The sequence below is a fragment of the Terasakiella brassicae genome, assembly GCF_014641495.1.
Classification (GTDB): Bacteria; Pseudomonadota; Alphaproteobacteria; order Rhodospirillales; family Terasakiellaceae; genus Terasakiella; species Terasakiella brassicae.
The window spans coordinates 236,313-257,881 of record NZ_BMHV01000001.1 but is presented as its reverse complement, the minus strand read 5'-3'; the positions used below and the strand labels follow the sequence as shown (position 1 = coordinate 257,881).

Genomic DNA, 21,569 nt, shown 5'->3' with positions numbered 1-21,569 from the left:
ATTGTGGCCTTAACAGCCGCCATGAGAAAACTGATCGTCATCATCAACGCAAAAATACGTGACGAAGTGTTTGCTCAAGAGAGTTGATGACGGCTTTTGGTCAATTATTTACTAAAAACACTTTGTCAGCCGTAGCCTAGGCGGATACTTTGGCTTTGGTATCCACTTGTGTGGGTTTTACCGTATTTGGTGCAGGTTCAACCTTAACGCTCAGCTTAAACTCGCCTTCGGCCAATCGTTTGCAATGGCCTTCAAGGAAGGCACCTGTCTCAATTGACAGATTGTCATGCAAGATATCACCGACCACGTGGGCGCTTTTGGCAAGACTGACGTTGCGGGCTTTTATTTGTCCGACGACTTTGCCATGTACGCGAATGGATTCTGCAACAATTTCACCCGTGATATGCGCTGTATCCCCGACAAGCAGGTCGTGGCTTTGAATATCACCGATGACCTTACCGTCAATTTGGATTTCGCCATCACTTTTCATGTTGCCGGTAATCGTCAAATCTTCACTGATGATGGACGGCGGTACACGTTTGTTTGGCGTAGAACCGGTTGTGGGTGTGGACCTTTTTTTACTAGCCTTGGAAAACATTACGTCCTGCCTTTATGAATTTGAACGGGTCAACGTTTGTGCCATTTACACGCACTTCATAGTGTAAATGTGCCCCCGTGCTGCGACCAGTACTGCCGACCAGTCCAATTTTGGTTCTATAATCGACCGTATCACCTTTTTTCACGAGTGTCTTGTGAAGGTGACCATATCGTGTTTCAATCCCGTTTCCGTGGTCCACCATGATGAAATTACCATAGTTTCCTTTCCAGCCGACAAAAGTAACTTTACCGGGGGCGGTCACATAAACGGGCGATTTCTTCGATGCTGCCATATCTAGACCATAATGAACAGCCCATCTTTTGTTCACAGGGTCCCGGCGTTTACCGTAACGGCTGCTGATATAATAATAATCCAGAGGCTGTGCCAAAGGCAAGGATTGTCGAATCCCTTGCAAGCCTTGCCAGCGTGCGAGGTGTCGATCAATTGCGTTTAACTGGATTTCTTCAGGTGCGGGCATTTCGTCCGATGCTTTGCCTGTTGCGGCAATGAACGGTCCACCGGATGCCGTGGTATCCTGATCCATGTTGCTGAGCATTTTATCCGGGTCAAGGCCGGCAATCGTCAAGATGTTTTCGATATATGCGATTTCTTCACTGGCCTGATCGCTGACGCGTTTAATCAATTCTTCCTGGCTTTGATTGAGGTGCGCCATTTTAATCTCGGCAGCACGTAATTTTTCTTCAATGCGTTGTTTTTGCAGTCGCGCGGTGTTGCGTTCAGCCAGGGCCGTCTGCAAATCCATTTCCTTCAGGGAAAGGTCACCTTTAAGGGAATAGTTGCGATTGGCGAGTTCACGCATGGATTCTTCAATAGAATGAAGCTGCGAGTTTAGCTGACGACGTGCAACTTGTGCCTCTTTTCGGGCGGCTTCTGCTGATACCAGACGATCTTTGTTTTCAAGGATATTTTGATCAAGGCTTGCCACCAATTTAGAATGGTTGGCTTCCAACTCGTTACTGATATTCGTGAATTTGCTTTGGTACTCTGTCACCTCGCTAAGAAGGCTGCGATAAGCCACTTGAACACTAAGAATTTCCTTATCCTTGGCGAGGAGTTCAAAATCGTGCATAAAATGGGTCGCGCTCGTAAAGGCAGACCAGGTCAGGAAGGCCAGAACCCCGGCGCTGACACTCATTTGAAAGCGTTTGGAGATGCAGAAGTATTTGACGTCACCATCGGTGCGCAAGACCAGTTGACGTTCGGGGAAATGCTTGTCGGTAAACGCTTTCGTTTTTTCTACAAAACTTCTGTAGCGTGTTTCAGAATTGCTCATGTGCCCCTGAGTATTGTTAGACAGCCCTGAATGTAACGTAATATTTTTAAACCTTTAACAGGTTTTTATCTCAAATATTTGTCGGTGATAAGGCTGGAAACCTCCAACCAATCCACCGCTTTTATACAGTGGTTTGAAGTGTAACGCTACGTCAATAATAAAAAAAATGTAATTTCTTTCCAAGATCATTTGGTGTTCCTATGATAGGCGAAGAGTCTTAAAAAGATGTTATTTTTTAAATTCGGTATAAGCTTGTGACTAACGTTAAGAAATTAAATAAAAAATTTATTTTTTCCCCGGCAGGTGTTTTAGCGACATGGTTTTTTTCCGGCCTTTTGCCCAAGGCACCGGGAACATGGGGATCCTTGGCGGCCTTGCCTTTTGCATGGGGCATCCAATATTGGGGCGGTTGGCAGGCTTTGGCAGCAGCCACCGTTGTTGTTTTTCTGGTCGGTTGGTGGGCCGCCCATGTTTTTGAGGCGGAATCCGGCGTTAAAGATCCGGGTGCGGTTGTGATTGACGAGGTTGCCGGGCAATGGCTGGTCCTTTTACCCGCTGGTCTGGATCCGTTACTTTATCTCGTAGGGTTTGCCTTGTTCCGTCTGGTTGATATTTTTAAACCGTGGCCAGCTTGCTGGTTTGACAAGAATGTACATGGCGGGTTGGGAATCATGTTGGATGATGTTATCGCGGCCCTTTATGGGCTGATTGTCTTATATTTTTTGAATATCCAGCTTGCAGGGATGTAAATTTATGAAACTGGATCAATTGGCGATGCAAACATTACAGGCTTGTCGGGACCATCATTTAACGGTTGCAACCGCAGAATCCTGCACAGGCGGCATGATCGGGGCGGCGTTAACTGCCATTGCCGGGTCGTCCGATGTGGTGGATCGTGGGTTTATCACCTATTCCAACCAAGCTAAAATGGATCTGCTATCCGTGGAATCCGATGCATTGGATCAACAGGGGGCGGTAAGTGAAATTGTCGCCTTGCAGATGGCCCAAGGTGGACTGAAAGCGGCTAATACGGATTTATGTGTTGCGGTGACAGGAATTGCCGGGCCCGGGGGCGGCAGTGAAGAAAAACCTGTTGGTCTGGTCTATCTGGCCTGTGCCAAAAAAGATAGTGCCCCGATTGTGGAACGCCATGTTTTTGAAGGAGAACGCGATCAGGTGCGTTTTCAGACAGTCAAGCGCGCGTTGGAACTGTTGAAAATTCAGGCGTTGGTGCCGTAAAGTTCGATGGCCCGTTTTTGGAAGGCTGACATCATCAATTGAACAGCTTCGTTAAAAACAGCGCCCATGACTTTTTGCAATAAGGCGGAACGAAATTCAAAATCGACGAAAAAGTCGATCTCACAGCCCCCACCCGGCTTGTCTGTAAATTTCCAGTGACTATTCAGATATTTAAACGGGCCATTCTTATAGACGATCTTGACTTCTTTGTCGGGATCAAGCGTCACTTCGGATGTATATTTTTCACGGATCATTTTAAAGCCGATCACCATATCGGCAATCATCACGTTATTTTCGACAGAACGCACACGGGTCGCCAGACACCAAGGCAGAAAATCTGGATAGGAGGCCACATCGGCGACGAGTGCATACATCTGCGCCGCCGAATAAGGGCTATATTTTATTTCTGCATGTGTCGGCATGAATTCGATTTAAAAACTATTTTTGTTTCGCCAAAAGTTCCTCACGGGCGGCGCGCAGCTTTGCAAAATCGTGATCTGCGTGATAGCTCGATCTGGTCAGCGGGGTTGAAGAAACCAGCAAGAACCCCTTACGTTTGGCGATTTTTGCATATTCTTCAAACTCTTCCGGCGTCACAAAACGATCAATCGCTGCGTGCTTCGGTGTGGGTGCTAAGTACTGCCCAATGGTGAGAAAGTCAACATCGGCGCATCGCATATCGTCCATTACCTGAATGACTTCTTCCTTTGTTTCACCCAGACCAACCATAATGCCGGACTTGGTAAAGATATGCGGATCAATCTCTTTTGCCTGTTGTAAGACGCGCAGAGAGTAGAAATAACGTGACCCCAATTGAACAGACGGGAACAGGCGTGGCACGGTTTCAAGGTTATGGTTGAACACATCGGGCTTGGCTGCCACGACCTGTTCCAATGCCCCTTTTTTACCACGAAAATCCGGTGTCAGGATTTCAATGGTGGTGCCGGGTGATTTTTCACGGATGCGCTCAATGCATTGTACAAACTGGTCTGCCCCGCCATCATCTAGGTCATCCCGATCAACAGAAGTGATCACCACATGTTTTGCCCCCATTGTCGCAACCGAAATGGAAACGTTTTCAGGTTCCATCGGGTCCGGTGCGTTGGGTTTGCCCGTGATAACGTTACAGAAGGTGCAGGCCCGTGTACAAATTTCGCCAAGGATCATAAAGGTCGCATGTTTGCGTTCCCAACATTCCCCGATATTGGGGCAGGAAGCTTCTTCGCAAACCGTATGCAGTTTTTTATCGCGCATCAGGTCGCGTGTTTCTTTGTAACCTTTGGAAACAGGTGCCTTTACACGAATCCAGTCGGGTTTACGCTGGATCGGGTTGTCCGGGTTCTTCTGTTTCTCGGGGTGACGCAATTTTTGTGCTTCACTCATGCTTTTTGATCCTTTTAACGCTTCAGGTGTTCCTACCCACAGCAAGTCTTTGACGGCTTTATAGCCTCGATTGTAGCCGATGCCACATATTTTTCGATACCACGCCCCGGTGCCCAGTCTTTGATATACGCGCGGCTTTCTTCTTTGACGTCGATTTTAATCTGTTCAAACCCGGCTGTTTCCAACCATTGTGTCAAATCTTGTACCGAGGCCGCACCGGAAACGCAACCACATAGAAGTTCCGTATCTTTTTGAATGTCTTCAGGCATATCATGTGTTTGAACAACGTCGGAGATCGCAATGCGCCCGCCGGGCTTTAAAACGCGAAACGATTCTGTGATAACACGATCTTTGCGTGGGGATAAATTCACAACACAGTTGGAAATGATGACATCGACCATATTGTCTGCAATCGGCAGGTTTTCAATCTCGCCCAAGCGGAAATCAACATTTGTCACCCCGATTTTTTGTGCGTTATCGCGGGCTTTGCGCAACATATCCGGTGTCATATCCACCCCGATCACTTGTCCGTTTTCACCAACCTGTCGGGCGGCGAGGAAGCAATCAAAACCACCGCCGGAGCCAAGATCCACAACGGTTTCACCCGGTTTCATCGCGGCAATGGTAGATGGATTACCACATCCCAGTCCCATGTTTGCCCCATCGGGAACGGCGGCAAGTTCTTCATCGCTATAGCCAAAATTTTTGGCGAATTCTTCCGCACTCGGCACATCGGCGCCACCTGTTGCAGGCAGGCAGCAGCCCGCATTGCCACCGGAATTGGCGATTGCAGCATAGCTTTCAGAAACAGCTTTGCGCACATCGTCTTCTGATTGAATTTGTGTTTGTGGACCGCAGCAACTGGACATGGAAAACCTCTTAAAATAATTGTGAAGACAAAAACAGGGAAGAAACTAAAGCCCCCTCCCCGTCTTGATCAATTCACAAAAGCGTGTGTCCATCATTTTTTTTGAAAGACACGACATGAACTAGAAATGGATGGCCTTACCGTAAGCATCCAAAACCGATTCATGCATCATTTCCGACAAGGTCGGATGCGGGAAGACCGTATGCATCAGGTCGGCTTCCGTTGTTTCCAGTGTTTTGGCAACACCAAAGCCCTGGATCAGTTCGGTTACCTCAGCCCCGACCATATGGGCCCCCAGCAATTCGCCGGTCTTTTCATCAAAGACGGTTTTAACCAGTCCTTCCGGTGCGCCCAAGGCAATGGCCTTGCCGTTGCCCATGAACGGGAAACGACCGACTTTCACCTTATAGCCTTTGTCTTTGGCGGCTTTTTCAGTCAAACCAACGGATGCCACTTGCGGTTCGCAATATGTACAACCCGGAATAAGGGATTTATCCAATGGGTGAACATCTTTCACGCCTGCAATTTTTTCAACGCAGATGATGGCTTCGTGGGATGCTTTGTGGGCCAGACACGGCGCGCCTGCCACATCACCGATTGCGTAAACACCGTCAGCCGATGTTTTACAATAACCGTCAATGGCGACAAAACCGCGTTCGTCCAGTTTCACACCTGCAGCTTCCAGACCGATATTTTCCACGTTTGGAACCACGCCGACAGCCGTAATAACCTTATCAACCTTAATCGTTTCGGTCTTGCCACCTTTTTCCAAGGTTGCGGTGACACCGTCCGCCGCTTTATCCAGTTTTTTAACAAGTGTCCCTGTTTTGAACTTCATGCCGCGTTTTTCCATTGCTTTTTTAGCAAATGCAGAAATTTCGGCATCTTCGACTGGCATAATGCTGTCTAAAGCTTCGACAACAGTCACATCCGCACCAAAAGTATGGAAGAAGTTGGCAAATTCAATCCCGATGGCACCACTGCCGATGACCAGCAGGGATTTAGGGACTTCATTGGGCACCAAGGCTTCCATATAGGTCCAGACCTGTTTGCCGTCCGGCTCCAGTCCGGGGAAGGATTTCGCACGTGCGCCTGTGGCCATGATGATGTTTTTGGATGATAATGTTGTAAAGACTTTGCCGTCTTTTTCGACAGAAAGTTTACCGCCGCCCAGCAACTTGCCGTATCCGTCAAACACCTGCACTTTGTTTTTCTTTAACAAATGGCCCACGCCACCGGACAGTTGTTTGGACACACCGCGCGAACGTTCAACGATCTTGGCGAGGTCAAAGGAGACATCCTTGGCACCCAGACCGAAGTTGGCAGCATGTTTCATATGTTCGTAGATTTCTGCCGAACGCAGCAGTGCCTTGGTTGGGATACAGCCCCAGTTCAGGCAAATTCCACCCAGATGCTTGGCTTCAACGAGGGCTGTTTTCAGCCCCAGTTGTGCCGCACGAATTGCACCGACGTAGCCACCCGGGCCTGCGCCGACGACAATGACGTCAAAATTTGTATCGGACATCTTTTCTCTCTTTCCCGGGTTAAAGCATCAATGCGATCGGATCTTCGATCAAGGCTTTAAGCTCCTTGATGAAGGCTGCGCCTGTGGACCCGTCAATACAACGGTGATCAACTGCCAGTGTCAGGGTGACAACGGTTGCAACGGCAAGTGCCCCGCCCTTAACAACAGGGCGTTGCTCGCCTGCGCCAACGGACAGGATGCCGCCTTGCGGTGGGTTGATGATGGAATTAAAGCTCTTGATCCCGAACATACCAAGGTTGGAAATAGTAAATGTTCCGCCTTGATATTCTTCCGGTGCCAACTTGCCATCTCGGGCACGCGCAGCCAGATCTTTGGCCTCGTTTGCCAATGTCGCTAGGCCTTTGGAAGCTGCATCTTTAATGATCGGTGTGATCAGGCCGCCTTCAACGGCAACGGCGATTGCCATATCGACCCGTTTAAATTTCAAAATCGCCCCATCAGTGAAAGCCACATTGCAATCCGGGACACGTGTCAGGGCCAAAGAGGTGGCCTTAACCAGAAAATCGTTAACCGAGATCTTGTAATCGGCACCATCACGGCTGTTGAGTTCTTTACGCAAAGCCATCAACTTGTCGATTTCCACATCCACTTGCAGGTTAAAGTGCGGGATGTCACGGGCTGATTCCGTCAAACGTTTGGCAATGGTTTTGCGCATGTTTGAATTTGGAATCGCATCGTAGTCCGGCAGCAATTTAAAGATCGGATCATCAACGCTAATCGTTTTGTTTTCGCTGGCGACTGCTGTGGGTGCAGCTTTCGCTTCCGGTGCTGCTGGTGTCGCTTTGCCTGTACCAGCAGCCAGAGCCGCATCAATGTCGCGTTTGACGATACGACCACGCGGGCCTGTACCAGACAGGGCTTTCAGGTCTAAACCTTCCTGGGCAGCAATACGGCGTGCCAAGGGGCTTGAGAAAATGCGATCCCCCTTCTCTGTGCTGGGGGCTGCCGGTGTCGGGGCTGGGGCTGCATCGGGTTTTGCCGGTGCATCCGTTGCTTGTGCCGGGGCACTGGGGGCCGGTGCGGCGGTGTCTGCCCCTTCAAGGGCGCTTTCGTCTTCGCCGTCTTCCAGCAACAGGGCGATCAGTTCGTTGACTTTCACGCCTTGTGTGCCTTCAGCCACAAGGATTTTACCGATAACGCCTTCGTCAACGGCTTCGACTTCCATCGTGGCTTTGTCGGTTTCAATCTCGGCGATTACGTCACCGGATTCAACGGTGTCGCCTTCTTTGACGCACCATTTTGCCAGATTACCTTCTTCCATCGTCGGAGAAAGTGCAGGCATCAGGATTTGAATAGGCATAATGCTGTTCCTTTATCCGAGGTTACTTGTAACAAACTGCTTTGGCGGCATTGACGATGTCGTCGATACGCGGCAAGGCAAGTTTTTCAAGGTTAGCGGCATATGGCATCGGCACATCGGCACCGGCAATACGGGTAACCGGTGCATCCAGATAATCAAATGCATGTTCCATCACCTGTGCGGCGATTTCAGAACCGATGTTGGCGTAAGCCCAGCCTTCTTCGACCGTAACCAGACGGTTTGTCTTTTTCACAGACTCAACGATGGTATGTGTATCCAGCGGACGTAAGGAACGCAGGTTGATCACCTCGGCTGAAATGCCTTGTTCGGCAAGCTTTTCTGCTGCTTCCAATGCCCAACCAACCGTGATGGAATAAGCCACCAATGTGACGTCTGTACCACTGCGTTCAATTTTGGCTTTACCGAAGGGAACAACGAAATCTTCGTCTGTTGGGCAATCAAATGTCTTGCCGTAAAGAACTTCGTTTTCCAGTACAATCACCGGGTTTGGATCACGAATGGCGGCCTTGAGCAACCCTTTTGCATCTTCGGCGGAATAAGGCACAACGACCTTAAGGCCCGGACAGTGTGCATACCAGGACGCATAACATTGTGAATGTTGTGCCGCAACGCGCGAAGCGGCCCCGTTGCATCCACGGAAGACGATCGGACAGGGAATTTCCCCACCGGACATATAAAGTGTTTTAGCCGCAGAGTTGATGATATGGTCAACCGCCTGCATGGCAAAGTTAAACGTCATAAATTCGACAACGGGTTTCAAACCGGACCATGCCGCACCGACACCTAAGCCAGTAAAGCCGATTTCGGTGATCGGTGTATCAACAACGCGCTTGTCGCCAAATTCTTCCAGCAAGCCTTGAGAAATTTTGTAAGCGCCTTGGTATTGGGCCACTTCTTCACCCATGATGAAAACGGTTTCATCACGGCGGAATTCTTCAAACAAAGCGGTGTTGAGGGCTTGGCGGACGGTCATGGCCTCGGTCGGGCCTGTGTAGGCGTCTTCTGCAACGGCAACCGGGGCGGCTGATGCGGTCGGTGCGGCACTTGCTTCACTTTGCGCCGGGGCACTTTCCTGTACTGCCGGGGCAGCGGCGCCACCTGCTGAATAATTGTCGGCTGCGGCGGCATCTTCACCATCTTCGAGCAGCAAGGCAATCAGTTCATTTACTTTAACGTTTTGTGTGCCTTCTGGGATAACGATTTTGCCGAGAATACCTTCATCGACGGCTTCGACTTCCATTGTGGCTTTGTCGGTTTCGATCTCGGCAATCACATCACCGGATTCAACTTTATCACCTTCTGACTTGCACCATTTTGCAAGATTGCCTTCTTCCATGGTCGGAGAAAGCGCAGGCATAAGAATTTCAATAGGCATATTTTTTCCTCTATCTCTTAAACGCTTAGGCTTCGACCAATACGTCGGTCCATAGCTCGCTTTCCGCCGGTTCCGGGCTGGTTTGGGCAAATTCGGCGGACTTTGTCACAATGGCTTTAATTTCTTTGTCGATCTCTTTGAGACCGGCTTCGTCCATGTGATTGCCTTCGATCAAGAGATTGCGAACGAAATCAATCGGGTCGCTTTCTGAACGGACTTTCTGGACCTCTTCCTTGGGGCGGTATTTCGCCGGGTCGGACATAGAGTGACCGCGATAACGGTATGTCTTCATTTCCAGAATGACCGGACCTTCGCCACGGCGACATTTTTCAGCCGCTTCACGGGCGGCTTCGCGGACTTCAAGAACGCTCATGCCGTTGACTTGAACGCCGGGAATGCCGTGTGCGGCCCCACGTTGAGACAGGTTGGTGTTGCTGGATGCACGCTCCAAGCTCGTACCCATGCCGTACTGGTTATTTTCAATGACATAAACAACCGGCAATTTCCATAGGGCCGCCATGTTAAAGGCTTCGTAAACCTGACCCTGATTGACCGCGCCATCACCCATATAGGCAAAGTTGACGCCGCCATCTTCTTTATATTTGTGACCAAAGGCAAGACCGGTTCCCAACGGGATTTGTGCCCCAACGATCCCGTGACCGCCGTAGAATCCTTTGTCTTTGGAGAACATATGCATCGAGCCGCCCTTCCCTTTGGAATAGCCGCCCTCGCGCCCTGTCAATTCAGCCATAACGCCGTCCGGGTCCATGCCGCAGGCCAGCATATGACCGTGGTCGCGATAGGATGTGATCAATGTGTCTTGTGGGTTGGCAATGGATTGAATGCCAACGACAACGGCTTCCTGTCCAATGTAAAGGTGGCAGAAACCACCGATCAGGCCCATGCCATACAGTTGACCGGCTTTTTCTTCAAAGCGGCGGATTAACAACATGTCCTTATAGAATTTGATAAGTTCTTCAGGTGTGGACTCAGGTGACTTTTTCTTACCCCGAGTTGTACGTTTTGTTTGTGTTGCCATAAGGGCTCCCCTTGGCTGACCATGATAGGCAATAGATGCGAAGCAAATTTATACCCTGTTAAAACCTGAAAAGGGGCTGTGACGCAAGTTTTTCAAGGGGTGTAACTGTTTGTATTGCAGTGCAAAAACTATAATTAACTTTTTAATAGTTAATTATAGGGTGTATCTTATGCTGTGGTTTGGGTTGACTTTGATTAGCGGTGCTACCATCAAGGCCCTAGTGAAACCTTCAAATTAACTAAAAACATATTAATATTTTTATGGTGTATATTGTTTGTAATAGAAACAATAAGTGTACTTTTTAGGGTAATTGCACTTATTGCGGTGCAAAAATAGAAAAAAAGAAAGAAGGCGGTATTTGAATACCAGACAAGCATCCAGATTCGTAGAAGCTGTGATTTCATATTGTGGAAAATTAAAGGGGACTTAGCCGGGTTGTTTTTTTTGCGTAAACCACATAGTTACCAGAGGGCTGAATCTGCGCAGAGCGTCAATTCTTCGCGTGATTGTGCATTTTGAGGAGAGGTTGAAAGTTTAAAACTGACTGTAATGGAGGCAAGAGGTAGTTAGATTAGATAAATCTAACTTTTAATCCAGCGGTAACCATGTTCAATTTTTGCGACCTGCAATTGATAATCTTCGTACCACTTTTCCTTACCAAGTTTGCGCGCTTCGATATGTTCGAGGTTTTCTTTCCAGTTTTGGATCGCTTCCAGATCTTGCCAATAGGAAACAGTAATGCCCTTGCCTGCGGGTTCGCGCACACTTTCCATGCCCAGAAAACCGGATTGTTGTTGTGCCAATTCAACCATACGGTCCGCCATTTGACCATATCCTTCTGCATCATCATTTGTACGTTGGTTGACAAAAATGACTGCGTAATATGGCGGGTTCGGTAAATTTTTTGCAGTCATGGCTGTGTCTGTCCTATTCAATAACAATGGCAAATTCGTTGGGTGCGGCAAAATTGAGAACGGCACGCGCACGTTCTTCCAACATATCGGGATCCAAACTATCGGAACGCAGCAAATAAACACGATGTTCAAGCTGTTGGCGTTCTGCCCGGATTTGGTCCAATTGGAACCGGGTTTTTTCAATGCGGTTTTGATAATCAAGTAAGGCCCGGATGCCGCCATCGCCCTGCACAAAATGATAGGCAAAATTAAGAACCACGCACACGCCAAGAACCGGAAGAAAAACCCCCGGCTGAAACTTGGTCCTTATGGTGTGCCAAGCTTTCATTTTGTCCTATCCAAAAGAAGTACCGATCTTCTTTTTATGCACACAATTGGTAAACAAATTCTATATGGATTGTGATTGTTCGACAAATAAATAGAAAAAGGCCGCCCCCAGTTCACCAGAGACGGCCTTTTTAAAAAACGAAAAATGTTTCTTTTATGAGCGCAGAACCGAACGACCTGCGTAAACGGCAGAAGAACCAAGCTCTTCTTCAATGCGGATCAGTTGGTTGTATTTCGCAATACGATCAGAACGGCTGAGAGAACCTGTTTTGATTTGACCGGCATTTGTTGCAACCGCGATGTCGGCAATTGTCGAATCTTCTGTTTCACCGGAACGATGCGAAATGACAGCTGTGTATTTCGCTTTTTGTGCCATTTCGACAGCTTCCAGCGTTTCAGACAGGGTGCCGATTTGGTTAACCTTGACCAGAATGGAATTGGCAACGCCTTGATTAATACCATCAGCCAGACGTTTCGGGTTTGTTACGAACAGGTCATCCCCCACCAATTGGCATTTATCACCAATTTTATCGGTCAGGATTTTCCAACCTTCCCAGTCATCTTCGTCCATGCCGTCTTCGATGGACACGATGGGGAATTTCTCGACCAAGTCTGCCAGATAATCAGCCATTTCAGCAGAAGACAGGGATTTACCCTCGCCCGCCAATTCGTATTTGCCATCTTTGTAGAATTCAGAAGAGGCAACATCAAGGGCCAGAACGATATCGTCCCCGGCTGTGTAACCTGCATTTTCAATAGCGGTCATGATGAAGCTCAACGCTTCTTCAGAAGAACCGACAGCCGGTGCAAAACCACCTTCGTCACCCACATTTGTGTTGTGACCTGCGGCTTTGAGCGCGGCTTTGAGCGCATGGAAAACTTCGGCCCCCATGCGAATGGCTTCGCGAATGGACGATGCGCCAACCGGCATGATCATAAATTCCTGAATATCAACAGGGTTGTCCGCATGGGCGCCACCGTTGATGATATTCATCAGCGGTACCGGCAATTCACGCGCAAAGACACCACCGAGATATTTATAAAGCGGCAGGCCAGCTTCTTCAGCAGCCGCACGTGCAACCGCCATTGAAACGCCCAACATAGCGTTTGCACCCAGACGACCTTTGTTTTCTGTGCCATCCAGATCAATCATGGTTTGGTCGATCAACAACTGTTCGTCAGCTTCCATACCCAACAGCGCATCGAAGATTTCACCGTTGACGGATTCAACAGCGTTCTCAACCCCTTTGCCGAGGTAGCGTTCTTTGTCGCCATCGCGCAGTTCAACGGCTTCGTGGACACCGGTGGAGGCACCGGACGGAACGGCAGCGCGACCAAACGCACCTGATTCCAGCAAAACGTCAACTTCAACAGTAGGATTGCCACGGCTGTCGAGAATTTCGCGACCGTGAATATCGATAATGGCGCTCATTAAAAAAGCCCTCTCGGAAGATCAGAAACAAAATGGAAAATAGTGCCCGTTTGATACTGCGTTGAGCGCAGAAATGCAAGCTTTTTGGGGCACTGATTATTGCTTAATCATGGAGAAGGTCTAATTTATAACTGTCTTGTTTTGTCAGCAAAAGTTAAATTGTCTGAACATGGTATCGCTTAGGCAGGTAATAACTTAATAAGTTGCCATACCAACCAGATCGACCGGATTGGCTTTTGCAACTTCATCCAAGGCTTTCAGTGTTTCCAGAACGCCTTTCAGCTTGTGAACCGGGATCATATTGGGGCCATCTGAAATGGCTTTGTCCGGGTCGTTGTGTGTTTCAGCAAAAACACCTGCAATGCCCAAGGCAATGGCGGAACGTGCAATGACCGGTGCCAGTTCGCGACGACCGCCGGAGCTATTGCCCTGCCCGCCCGGTTGTTGGACAGAATGGGTGCAATCAATGATAACGGGATAGCCGGTATCAAGGGCCATTTGCGGCAGGCCGCGCATATCTGTCACAAGGGTGTTGTAGCCAAAGCTGGAACCGCGCTCGGTAATTAAAATATTCTCATTACCGGTTGAGGCCACTTTTTTGCAGACATTGGGCATATCCCAAGGGGCAAGGAATTGGCCTTTTTTAACGTTTACCGCTTTGCCCGTTTGGCCTGCTGCCAAAAGAAGATCGGTTTGACGGCATAAAAAGGCCGGAATTTGCATCATGTCGCAAACTTCAGACACAACCGCGCATTGATCTTCGGTATGGACATCGGTAATCACCGGGCAACCGTATGTGTCTTTGACTTCCTGAAAGATGGAAAGGGCAGGCATAATGCCGATACCGCGATTGCCTGCCACCGATGTACGGTTGGCTTTATCAAATGAAGATTTGTAAATCAGGCCGATACCAAGGTCAGAACACATTTCTGTTAAGGCATGGGCCATTTCAAGGGCATGGTTGCGCCCTTCCATAGAACAAGGTCCGGCGATCAGGCAAAAAGGCAGATCATTGCCAAAGGTGACATTGCCGACTTGAACGTGTTTTTGCGCAACCATGATTGTTTCCCTTGATTATACCAAACGGTTCTGTTCGATCGCGGCCTTGATAAAGGCTTTAAAGATCGGGTGCGGGTTTGTCGGACGTGATTTCAGTTCCGGGTGGAACTGCACGCCGATAAAGAACGGATGTCCCGGCAATTCAACGATTTCAGGCAAAATACCATCGGGCGACAGGCCGGAGAATTTCATGCCGGCATCTTCAAGTTTTTGTTTGAAATCGACGTTGACTTCATAGCGGTGACGGTGACGTTCTGAAATTTCTTTCGCACCGTTGTAAATATTGTAGGCCAAGGTATCGGGCACAAGTGTGCACGGATAAGCGCCCAAGCGCATGGTGCCACCCAGATCACCATCCTCACTGCGTTTTTCCTTGCTGCCGTCTTCTTTTGCCCATTCGGTCATCAATCCGACGATCGGTGTTTTACAGGCGCCGAATTCGGAAGACCCTGCCCCGTCAATGCCTGCCATGTTACGGGCGGTTTCAATAACAGCCATTTGCATACCGAGACAGATCCCGAAATAAGGGACTTTTTCTTCACGGGCATATTTGATGGCGGCAATTTTGCCTTCTGCACCGCGTTCACCGAACCCACCGGGAACCAAAATCGCATCTTTATCTTCCAATTGCGTCAATCCACCTTCTTCGAGAAGGCTTTCGGCATCAATCCAGTGCTGGTTGACTTTGACATTATTGGCGATGCCACCGTGGGTCATGGCTTCGGCCAATGATTTATAGGCTTCCAGAAGTTCTGTATATTTTCCGACAATAGCGATGTTAACTTCGCCTTCCGGTTCCAGAACGCGGTGAACGATTTCTTCCCATTGGGAAAGATCCGGTTCCGGTGCAGCCATGCCGAAGTGTTTAAGAACGACCGTATCCAGCCCTTCTTCGTGATAGGAAAGCGGCACGCGGTAGATGGTGTCCACATCCAGTGCCGGAATGACGGCATCTTCGGCAACATTACAGAACAGGGCGATCTTGCGACGCTCGCCTGCCGGGATTTCGCGATCACAACGACACAACAAAGCATCCGGGCTGATACCAAGGCCAAGTAATTCTTTGACCGAATGTTGGGTCGGTTTGGTCTTTAATTCACCCGCCGCAGGAATATAGGGGACTAGAGTTGTGTGCAGGTACATAGTGCGTCCCCGTCCCAACTCGTTGCCCATTTGGCGGATGGCTTCTAAAAATGGCAGCGATTCGATATCACCAACCGTGCCGCCGACTTCAACGAGGATAAAATCTTCGTCGGTCACATTGGCTTTTGTAAATTCTTTAATGGCTTCGGTCACATGCGGGATAACTTGTACCGTTGCGCCCAGATATTCGCCAGCGCGTTCTTTTTGAATGACGGTGGAATAAATGCGCCCGGACGTTACATTGTCACTTTGCATGGCATTCACCGATGTAAAGCGTTCGTAGTGACCAAGGTCCAAATCGGTTTCCGCGCCATCATCGGTGACGAAAACTTCGCCATGTTGATACGGGCTCATGGTGCCGGGGTCGACGTTCAGATAAGGGTCAAGTTTACGCAACCTAACTTTAAACCCGCGTGCTTGGAGACAGGCGCCCAGCGCAGCTGAAGCCAGACCTTTACCCAGGGATGAAACCACACCACCCGTGATGAAAATATAACGTGTCATATCAAACAACCTAATCGTCGATCAAATTCATTCAAAGAAGAAGAGGCAGCCATTTGACCGCCTCTTTCATCCAATTTCAAGCTTGCTTTTAAACCAAAAGCAAGAACTTATTTTGCTAGAGGCGCACCCGGCTCATTGGACTTTTCCGGTGCCGGTGCAGATTGTTCTACTGCTGCCGGTGCACCTGTGCCCGTATCTAAAATAGAGGTGGTGTTGCGCTCTGCATTGGCAAGCAATGACAGGATCAGGCTTGTCAGCATAAAACCGCCAGCAATAAGCCCCGTTGCGCGTGTCAGCAAGTTTGCGGTGGAACGTCCGGTCATCAGACCGCTCATACCGCCACCGCCGCCACCACCGCCAAGGCCGCTTAATGCGCCACCTTCAGAGCGTTGGATCAAAACCAGAATGATCAGGCCGAGGCACAAGATCAAATGAATAACGAGAAGTACGTTTGTCATCGCTTCTCTTCCATCCTTACATTCAAACAAATCGAGCGAGCGCAAAATTTACGCCCGCGAAAAAATCTTGGCGCTTCTTTTAGCGCGAAGTTTCCCTAAAGGCTAGGACAACTTTGCGCAATTGCCCAAAAATCTTCTGCTTTTAAGGCCGCACCACCGATCAGCCCGCCATCAACATCAGGCAGAGCCAGTAATTCCTTGGCATTTTCAGGTTTCATCGACCCACCATAGAGGATACGAATGCCATCAGCTGTTTCTTGACCAAGTTTTGCCGCCAAAGTTTTACGAATATCACCATGTACGTTCTGTACATCGTCTGGAGTCGCGACTTTACCTGTGCCGATTGCCCAAACAGGTTCGTAGGCAATGACCGTATTGTCCGCGCGTGCCCCTTCCGGTACAGAATCTTTAATCTGTGCCGTGACGACTTCCAGTGTTTTGCCGTTTTCACGCTCAGTTTCCGTTTCACCGACACATATAATAGCAATGAGCCCTTCATTATGCGCTGCAATGGCTTTTTGTTTTACCAGTTCGTTGCTCTCTTTATGATTGGTGCGGCGTTCTGAGTGACCGAGAATAACATGACTGCATCCGGCATCTTTTAACATGGCAGCGCTAACATCACCTGTATGGGCACCTTTTTCTGCGGTGTGGCAATCTTGTGCCCCTAAAAAGATACCCGTGCTATCAAGGACATGACCAACGGTTTCGATGACGCTAAAGGGCGGGCAGATCAATAAATCAAACGCATCCTGGGATTTGTTTTTCCGCAGGGTTCCGATTTCGTCGGCCAAGGCACGTGCATCTGCACGCAGGCCATTCATTTTCCAGTTACCGGCAATTAACGGACGTCGTGCACTCATAATGTCCACCCTCATTCATTTTGTCATAGGAAATGATGTTTAAAATTTGCCCTGCTTTTACACAATTTGCCTATTAAGAGCCAGAAGATAATCAAAAAAATGGTCAATCTTAAGACGTGGTTTCGTCCGTTTTCTGCGTTCTGTCGATGAAAAGAGGTAAATTGTCACAATATTGGCAAATTTTGGGTGTTTAAGCTGTTGCGAGGTCGTGTTTCCTTACTTATGATGCGCACCAAATTTATAACTCCTCTTAATCGTTGGATTGTCTTCATCATGCTCGATGGTTTTCGCAAACACTCTAATTCTATAGTCGTTAAAACCCTTTTATTCCTGTTGATCGCGAGTTTCGCGGCATGGGGGATTGGGGATATGTTGCGCCCCGCAGCAACTGGTAACTCGGTTGCAACAGTCGATGGCAAGGAAATCTCGGCACAGGAAGTCTATAATGATTTCCAGCGTGAAATGGCCCGTATGCGTCAGTTGACCGGGGATCAGGGGATTGATGAAAACCTGTCTAAGGCCATTGGCGGCAGTGTGGTGGATCGTGCGATTAATCGGACCCTTTTGGCGGTGAACGCCGATGATCTGGATGTTGCGATTAGCGATGAACAAGTCGCCAAGGAAATCAGATCCACCGACATGTTTTTGGAAGACGGCAAATTCAGCCGGGCACGGTTTGAACAAGTTATGTTTTCCAACCGCCTGAACGAAGCGCAATATATTGAACTTGTGCGCGGTGATCTTGCCCGCGAACAAGTCATCAGTGTTTTAAATAGTGGCGTTTATATGCCGGGCAGTGCCGCCAAGGACCTGTATGTTTATTTACAGGAAAAACGTTCTGCAGATGTTTTGACAGTTGGTCTGGATACGGTTGGCGATGTTCCCGCCCCGACAGAAGAAGAAGTTCGTAAATATTACGAAGACAACATCGATTCATTTATGGCACCGGAATATCGCGGCTTGACCCTGTTGCATATCACGCCTGCGGCAATTGCCAAAACAATCGACGTTCCGCTTGAAAAGATCGAAGATGCGTTTAGTGCCCGCCATGCTGAATTTAAAAAACCGGCGCGCCGTACCGTTGAACAAATTGTTTTCGCAAATGAAGAAGACGCCAAGAAAGCCGCACAAGAACTGGCCGAGGGTAAAGCCTTTGCTGAATTAGGTGGCGAGGTGCTGGAACTCGGCGATGTGACGAAAGAAGAATTGCCGGAAGATTTGCGCGAAGTTACCTTTGCCTTGTCCAAAGGCGAAGCCAGTGCGCCGGTTCAATCATTGCTTGGTTGGCACATCGTCCATGTCAGTGATGCGGTGGAAGCGGTTGATCCGACATTTGATGACTTGAAAGATGAGCTACGTGATGCCGTTGCCCTTGAACTGGCAACGGAAGAAGTGTTCGCAATTTCAAATCAGATTGAAGATGCCTTGGGCGGCGGTGCGACAATTGAAGAGGCGGCAAAAGTTGTCGGTTTCGATGTTGTGAGCATTGCATCAACTGATGATCGTGCCAACAGCAAAGATTACAAGAAGGTAGATGCATTAAAAGGGCAGCAAGCTATTTTGGATGAAGCCTTCCAACTGGATATGAACGCTGAACCGGTGATGAAAGATGACGGCCAAGGCGGTTATTTCATGGTGCGCGTTGATAATATCACCAGCAGTAAAGCGCGTCCGTTTGAGGATGTGAAACTGGCTGTTGAATCTTTCGTTCTTGATTTGAAGAAATTTGATGCTGCCAAGAAAAAAGCAGAAGAAGTCGTTGCCAAAATCAAATCAGGTACACCGGTTGCTCAAGTTGCTGAAGAAGCAGGACTGGTATTGACCAGTGAAATGAACTTCACCCGCATGGATGCGAAATTGCCCAAAGACGTTGTTAAAACTTTGTTTGAAAGCAACGTTGGCGATACGGCGATTGGGGCAACGCAAAACGGTCAAGTCATTGCCGTACTGAGTGAAATCAAATCTACAGACGGTGACGCCGATAAATCCCAAATCGAAGCGTTACGTGGGGAAATGGTGAACGCGGTTTCCAATGATATGCAGACCCAATTCGTAAACGCCCTGCGCAGTCGCTACAGCGTCAATGTCGACCGTGCAATGGTTAATCGTCTCTTTGTGTCAGAGTCTCAATAATATGATTGCTTTCCCCGAATTTTCCGCTTTTGAAAAACTTTATCAAAATGGAACGGCACAGGTTGTGTGGACCAAACAGGTCGCCGATCTGGAAACGCCAGTTTCTGCGATGATGAAGTTAGCGCAAGGTGAGCCCGATAGTTTCCTGCTGGAATCTGTTGAAGGCGGTGCCAAGCGTGGTCGTTATTCATTTTTGGGTTTGAAACCCGATGTGACATGGCGGTGTTTCGGGGAAAAGGCAGAGATCAACCGCAATGCCGGATTGACACGTGATACCTTTGAACCTTGTGATAAAACATCACTGGATTCCTTGCGTGCCTTGATTGACGAAAGCGCGATTGATCTGCCGGCCCCCCTGCCCCCGATGGCTGCTGGCCTTGTGGGGTATATGGGCTATGACACGGTGCGCTTGATGGAAAAACTGCCGGATAACAACCCAGATCCGCTTGGCATTCCCGATGGGGTATTTATGCGCCCGACGATCATTGCCGCCTTTGATAACATCGAAGATGTGGTCACGATTGTCACGCCTGTGCGCCCGCAGATGGGATTAAGCGCCAAGGATGCGTATGATGCAGCACTGGATCGTTTGCAGGAAATTGTCGATGGATTGCAATCCAGTTTGCGGATCAGCCGCGACTTTAACGAAAATATTGGTGAATTGCCGGAACCTGTGTCGAATATGAGCCGTGAAGATTTTCATGGCATGGTTCATAAGGCACAAGAATACATTCTGGCCGGTGATATTTTTCAGGCTGTGTTGTCGCAACGCTTTACCCTGCCCTTTGAATTACCACCTTTTGCACTGTATCGATCCTTGCGTCGATTAAACCCGTCACCGTTTTTGTTCTTCCTTAATTTTGGGGAATTTTCACTGGTGGGGTCCAGTCCTGAAATTTTGGTCCGTCAACGCGATGGTGAAGTGACCATTCGTCCGATTGCTGGAACGCGTATTCGTGGCAAGGATGCCGCTGAAGATAAAGCCCTGATGGAAGATCTTCTGTCTGACCCCAAAGAATTGGCCGAACATTTAATGTTGCTGGATCTGGGGCGCAACGATGTCGGACGTGTTGCCAAAATCGGGACGGTTAAAGTTACGGATAAAATGATTGTCGAGCTTTATTCCCATGTGATGCATATCGTGTCTAATGTGGTCGGTGAGCTGGATACAGATCGGTTTGACAATATGGATGCCTTGATCGGTGGCTTCCCTGCAGGGACCGTTTCCGGGGCGCCGAAGGTCCGGGCGATGGAAATTATTGATGAGCTGGAACCGGAACGGCGCAGTTTTTATGCGGGATGTATCGGCTATTTCGGGGCCAATGGTGATATGGATACCGCCATTGCCTTGCGCACGGCCTTGCTTAAAGATGGCAAGATGTATGTTCAAGCCGGTGGTGGTGTTGTTGCCGACAGCAGTCCGGAAGGTGAATATCAGGAAAGTATCAACAAGGCACGTGCCTTGGTTCGCGCAGCAGAAGAAGCCTATAAATTTGCTTCTGATGATAAGCAACGAAACTGATTTTATTCAAATTATTAAAAAATATAATAGCGTCGATCCTGATAACTTGTTGGATCGACGCTATTTTTATGCTTTGAAGTGATCAAAGACTGTCCATGCGCCGATGGCGATGAAGCCGATACCCGCAATCAGTTTCAGCGGTATATTGTCGAGATATTTTCCTGCCGCAGCGCCCAGAATAACGGCTATTGCGGTTGATGCCACCAAAGCGGCGGCAGCGGCAATAAAAACAAACAGCGGACTATGGTTTTTATCCGATGCGAATAAAACCGTTGCCAATTGGGTCTTATCCCCCAGTTCTGCTAAAAAAACAGTGACAAAAATGGGGAGCAGGTAACCAAGGTTCATTCCGCTTTTCCTTTAAAATCAAAGCCTGCGTCTTCGACGGCCTCTGAAATGGCTGCATCATCGTCAATACCACTGACTGTCACGGTTTTCTTTTCCAGGTCCACTTGAATGTCTGCGGTGTCGTTTAAGGATTTAAGGGCATTTGTGACAGCTTGTGCACAATGGCCGCATGTCATGCCGTCAACGATATATGTATTAGTCAT

At 48.7% G+C, this 21,569-nt stretch carries 22 protein-coding genes; 4 read left to right on the top strand and 18 right to left on the bottom strand.

Features of this window, described 5'->3' with window-relative positions; all coding sequences use genetic code 11:
* Window positions 1-136 precede the first annotated feature (136 nt).
* On the bottom strand, window positions 137-598 hold the full coding sequence (locus IEW74_RS01225) for a bactofilin family protein (RefSeq protein WP_188660270.1): 462 nt from the start codon (window positions 596-598) through the stop codon (window positions 137-139).
* Window positions 582-1,892: a M23 family metallopeptidase gene (locus IEW74_RS01220; RefSeq protein ID WP_188660268.1), complete on the bottom strand. Its 1,311-nt coding sequence runs from the start codon at window positions 1,890-1,892 to the stop codon at window positions 582-584. Before IEW74_RS01220 ends, IEW74_RS01225 begins: the two co-directional genes overlap by 17 nt.
* A 254-nt stretch (window positions 1,893-2,146) precedes the next feature.
* Between IEW74_RS01220 and IEW74_RS01215 the strand changes: the two genes are divergently transcribed.
* Both IEW74_RS01215 and IEW74_RS01210 read left to right on the top strand, forming a co-directional pair.
* A complete protein-coding gene (locus IEW74_RS01215) occupies window positions 2,147-2,641 on the top strand; it encodes a phosphatidylglycerophosphatase A family protein (protein ID WP_188660265.1) in 495 nt (164 codons plus the stop codon).
* Between the two features lie 4 nt (window positions 2,642-2,645).
* A complete protein-coding gene (locus IEW74_RS01210; RefSeq protein ID WP_188660262.1) occupies window positions 2,646-3,131 on the top strand; it encodes a CinA family protein in 486 nt (161 codons plus the stop codon).
* Here IEW74_RS01210 and IEW74_RS01205 read toward each other — a convergent pair.
* The 14 genes from IEW74_RS01205 to tpiA form a co-directional block, all read right to left on the bottom strand.
* On the bottom strand, window positions 3,113-3,553 hold the full coding sequence (locus IEW74_RS01205; RefSeq protein ID WP_188660259.1) for a type II toxin-antitoxin system RatA family toxin: 441 nt from the start codon (window positions 3,551-3,553) through the stop codon (window positions 3,113-3,115). The genes IEW74_RS01210 and IEW74_RS01205 overlap by 19 nt on opposite strands.
* Before the next feature lie 16 nt (window positions 3,554-3,569).
* On the bottom strand, window positions 3,570-4,514 hold the full coding sequence (lipA, locus tag IEW74_RS01200; RefSeq protein ID WP_188660256.1) for a lipoyl synthase: 945 nt from the start codon (window positions 4,512-4,514) through the stop codon (window positions 3,570-3,572).
* A gap of 32 nt (window positions 4,515-4,546) precedes the next feature.
* The gene (locus IEW74_RS01195; protein ID WP_188660253.1) at window positions 4,547-5,383 is read right to left on the bottom strand and encodes an arsenite methyltransferase; all 837 of its coding nucleotides are present in this window, start codon (window positions 5,381-5,383) and stop codon (window positions 4,547-4,549) included.
* A gap of 120 nt (window positions 5,384-5,503) precedes the next feature.
* Window positions 5,504-6,907 (bottom strand): dihydrolipoyl dehydrogenase, encoded by a 1,404-nt coding sequence (gene lpdA, locus IEW74_RS01190; protein ID WP_188660250.1) that lies wholly within the window; start codon window positions 6,905-6,907, stop codon window positions 5,504-5,506.
* Window positions 6,908-6,926: 19 nt separating this feature from the next.
* On the bottom strand, window positions 6,927-8,228 hold the full coding sequence (locus IEW74_RS01185) for a pyruvate dehydrogenase complex dihydrolipoamide acetyltransferase (RefSeq protein ID WP_188660247.1): 1,302 nt from the start codon (window positions 8,226-8,228) through the stop codon (window positions 6,927-6,929).
* A 22-nt stretch (window positions 8,229-8,250) separates the two neighbouring features.
* On the bottom strand, window positions 8,251-9,624 hold the full coding sequence (locus IEW74_RS01180) for a pyruvate dehydrogenase complex E1 component subunit beta (protein ID WP_188660244.1): 1,374 nt from the start codon (window positions 9,622-9,624) through the stop codon (window positions 8,251-8,253).
* 25 nt (window positions 9,625-9,649) lie between these two features.
* Window positions 9,650-10,663 carry a pyruvate dehydrogenase (acetyl-transferring) E1 component subunit alpha gene (gene pdhA / locus IEW74_RS01175; protein ID WP_188660241.1) on the bottom strand — a complete coding sequence of 338 codons (1,014 nt, stop codon included), beginning with the start codon at window positions 10,661-10,663 and terminating at the stop codon, window positions 9,650-9,652.
* A 581-nt stretch (window positions 10,664-11,244) separates the two neighbouring features.
* Entirely contained in the window at window positions 11,245-11,577 is a 333-nt protein-coding gene (locus IEW74_RS01170) for an antibiotic biosynthesis monooxygenase family protein (RefSeq protein ID WP_188660238.1), read from the bottom strand.
* A 13-nt stretch (window positions 11,578-11,590) separates the two neighbouring features.
* Window positions 11,591-11,905 (bottom strand): FtsB family cell division protein, encoded by a 315-nt coding sequence (locus IEW74_RS01165; RefSeq protein WP_188660234.1) that lies wholly within the window; start codon window positions 11,903-11,905, stop codon window positions 11,591-11,593.
* 153 nt (window positions 11,906-12,058) lie between these two features.
* Window positions 12,059-13,336: a phosphopyruvate hydratase gene (gene eno / locus IEW74_RS01160; RefSeq protein ID WP_188660231.1), complete on the bottom strand. Its 1,278-nt coding sequence runs from the start codon at window positions 13,334-13,336 to the stop codon at window positions 12,059-12,061.
* 195 nt (window positions 13,337-13,531) lie between these two features.
* Window positions 13,532-14,395 carry a 3-deoxy-8-phosphooctulonate synthase gene (gene kdsA / locus IEW74_RS01155; RefSeq protein WP_188660228.1) on the bottom strand — a complete coding sequence of 288 codons (864 nt, stop codon included), beginning with the start codon at window positions 14,393-14,395 and terminating at the stop codon, window positions 13,532-13,534.
* A 15-nt stretch (window positions 14,396-14,410) separates the two neighbouring features.
* On the bottom strand, window positions 14,411-16,042 hold the full coding sequence (gene pyrG, locus IEW74_RS01150; protein WP_188660225.1) for a CTP synthase: 1,632 nt from the start codon (window positions 16,040-16,042) through the stop codon (window positions 14,411-14,413).
* A gap of 107 nt (window positions 16,043-16,149) precedes the next feature.
* The gene (gene secG / locus IEW74_RS01145) at window positions 16,150-16,500 is read right to left on the bottom strand and encodes a preprotein translocase subunit SecG (protein WP_188660222.1); all 351 of its coding nucleotides are present in this window, start codon (window positions 16,498-16,500) and stop codon (window positions 16,150-16,152) included.
* Window positions 16,501-16,595: 95 nt separating this feature from the next.
* Window positions 16,596-17,363 carry a triose-phosphate isomerase gene (gene tpiA, locus IEW74_RS01140; protein WP_188660219.1) on the bottom strand — a complete coding sequence of 256 codons (768 nt, stop codon included), beginning with the start codon at window positions 17,361-17,363 and terminating at the stop codon, window positions 16,596-16,598.
* Window positions 17,364-17,636: 273 nt separating this feature from the next.
* Here tpiA and IEW74_RS01135 point away from each other — a divergent pair, with 273 nt between their 5' ends.
* A complete protein-coding gene (locus IEW74_RS01135; protein ID WP_188660217.1) occupies window positions 17,637-19,496 on the top strand; it encodes a SurA N-terminal domain-containing protein in 1,860 nt (619 codons plus the stop codon).
* A gap of 1 nt (window position 19,497) precedes the next feature.
* Window positions 19,498-21,018, top strand: a complete 1,521-nt coding sequence (gene trpE, locus IEW74_RS01130; protein WP_188660214.1) for an anthranilate synthase component I — start codon at window positions 19,498-19,500, stop codon at window positions 21,016-21,018.
* A gap of 66 nt (window positions 21,019-21,084) precedes the next feature.
* Here trpE and IEW74_RS01125 read toward each other — a convergent pair whose 3' ends face one another.
* Window positions 21,085-21,366 (bottom strand): TMEM165/GDT1 family protein, encoded by a 282-nt coding sequence (locus tag IEW74_RS01125; RefSeq protein ID WP_188660211.1) that lies wholly within the window; start codon window positions 21,364-21,366, stop codon window positions 21,085-21,087.
* Window positions 21,363-21,569: a heavy-metal-associated domain-containing protein gene (locus IEW74_RS01120; protein ID WP_188660208.1), complete on the bottom strand. Its 207-nt coding sequence runs from the start codon at window positions 21,567-21,569 to the stop codon at window positions 21,363-21,365. Before IEW74_RS01120 ends, IEW74_RS01125 begins: the two co-directional genes overlap by 4 nt.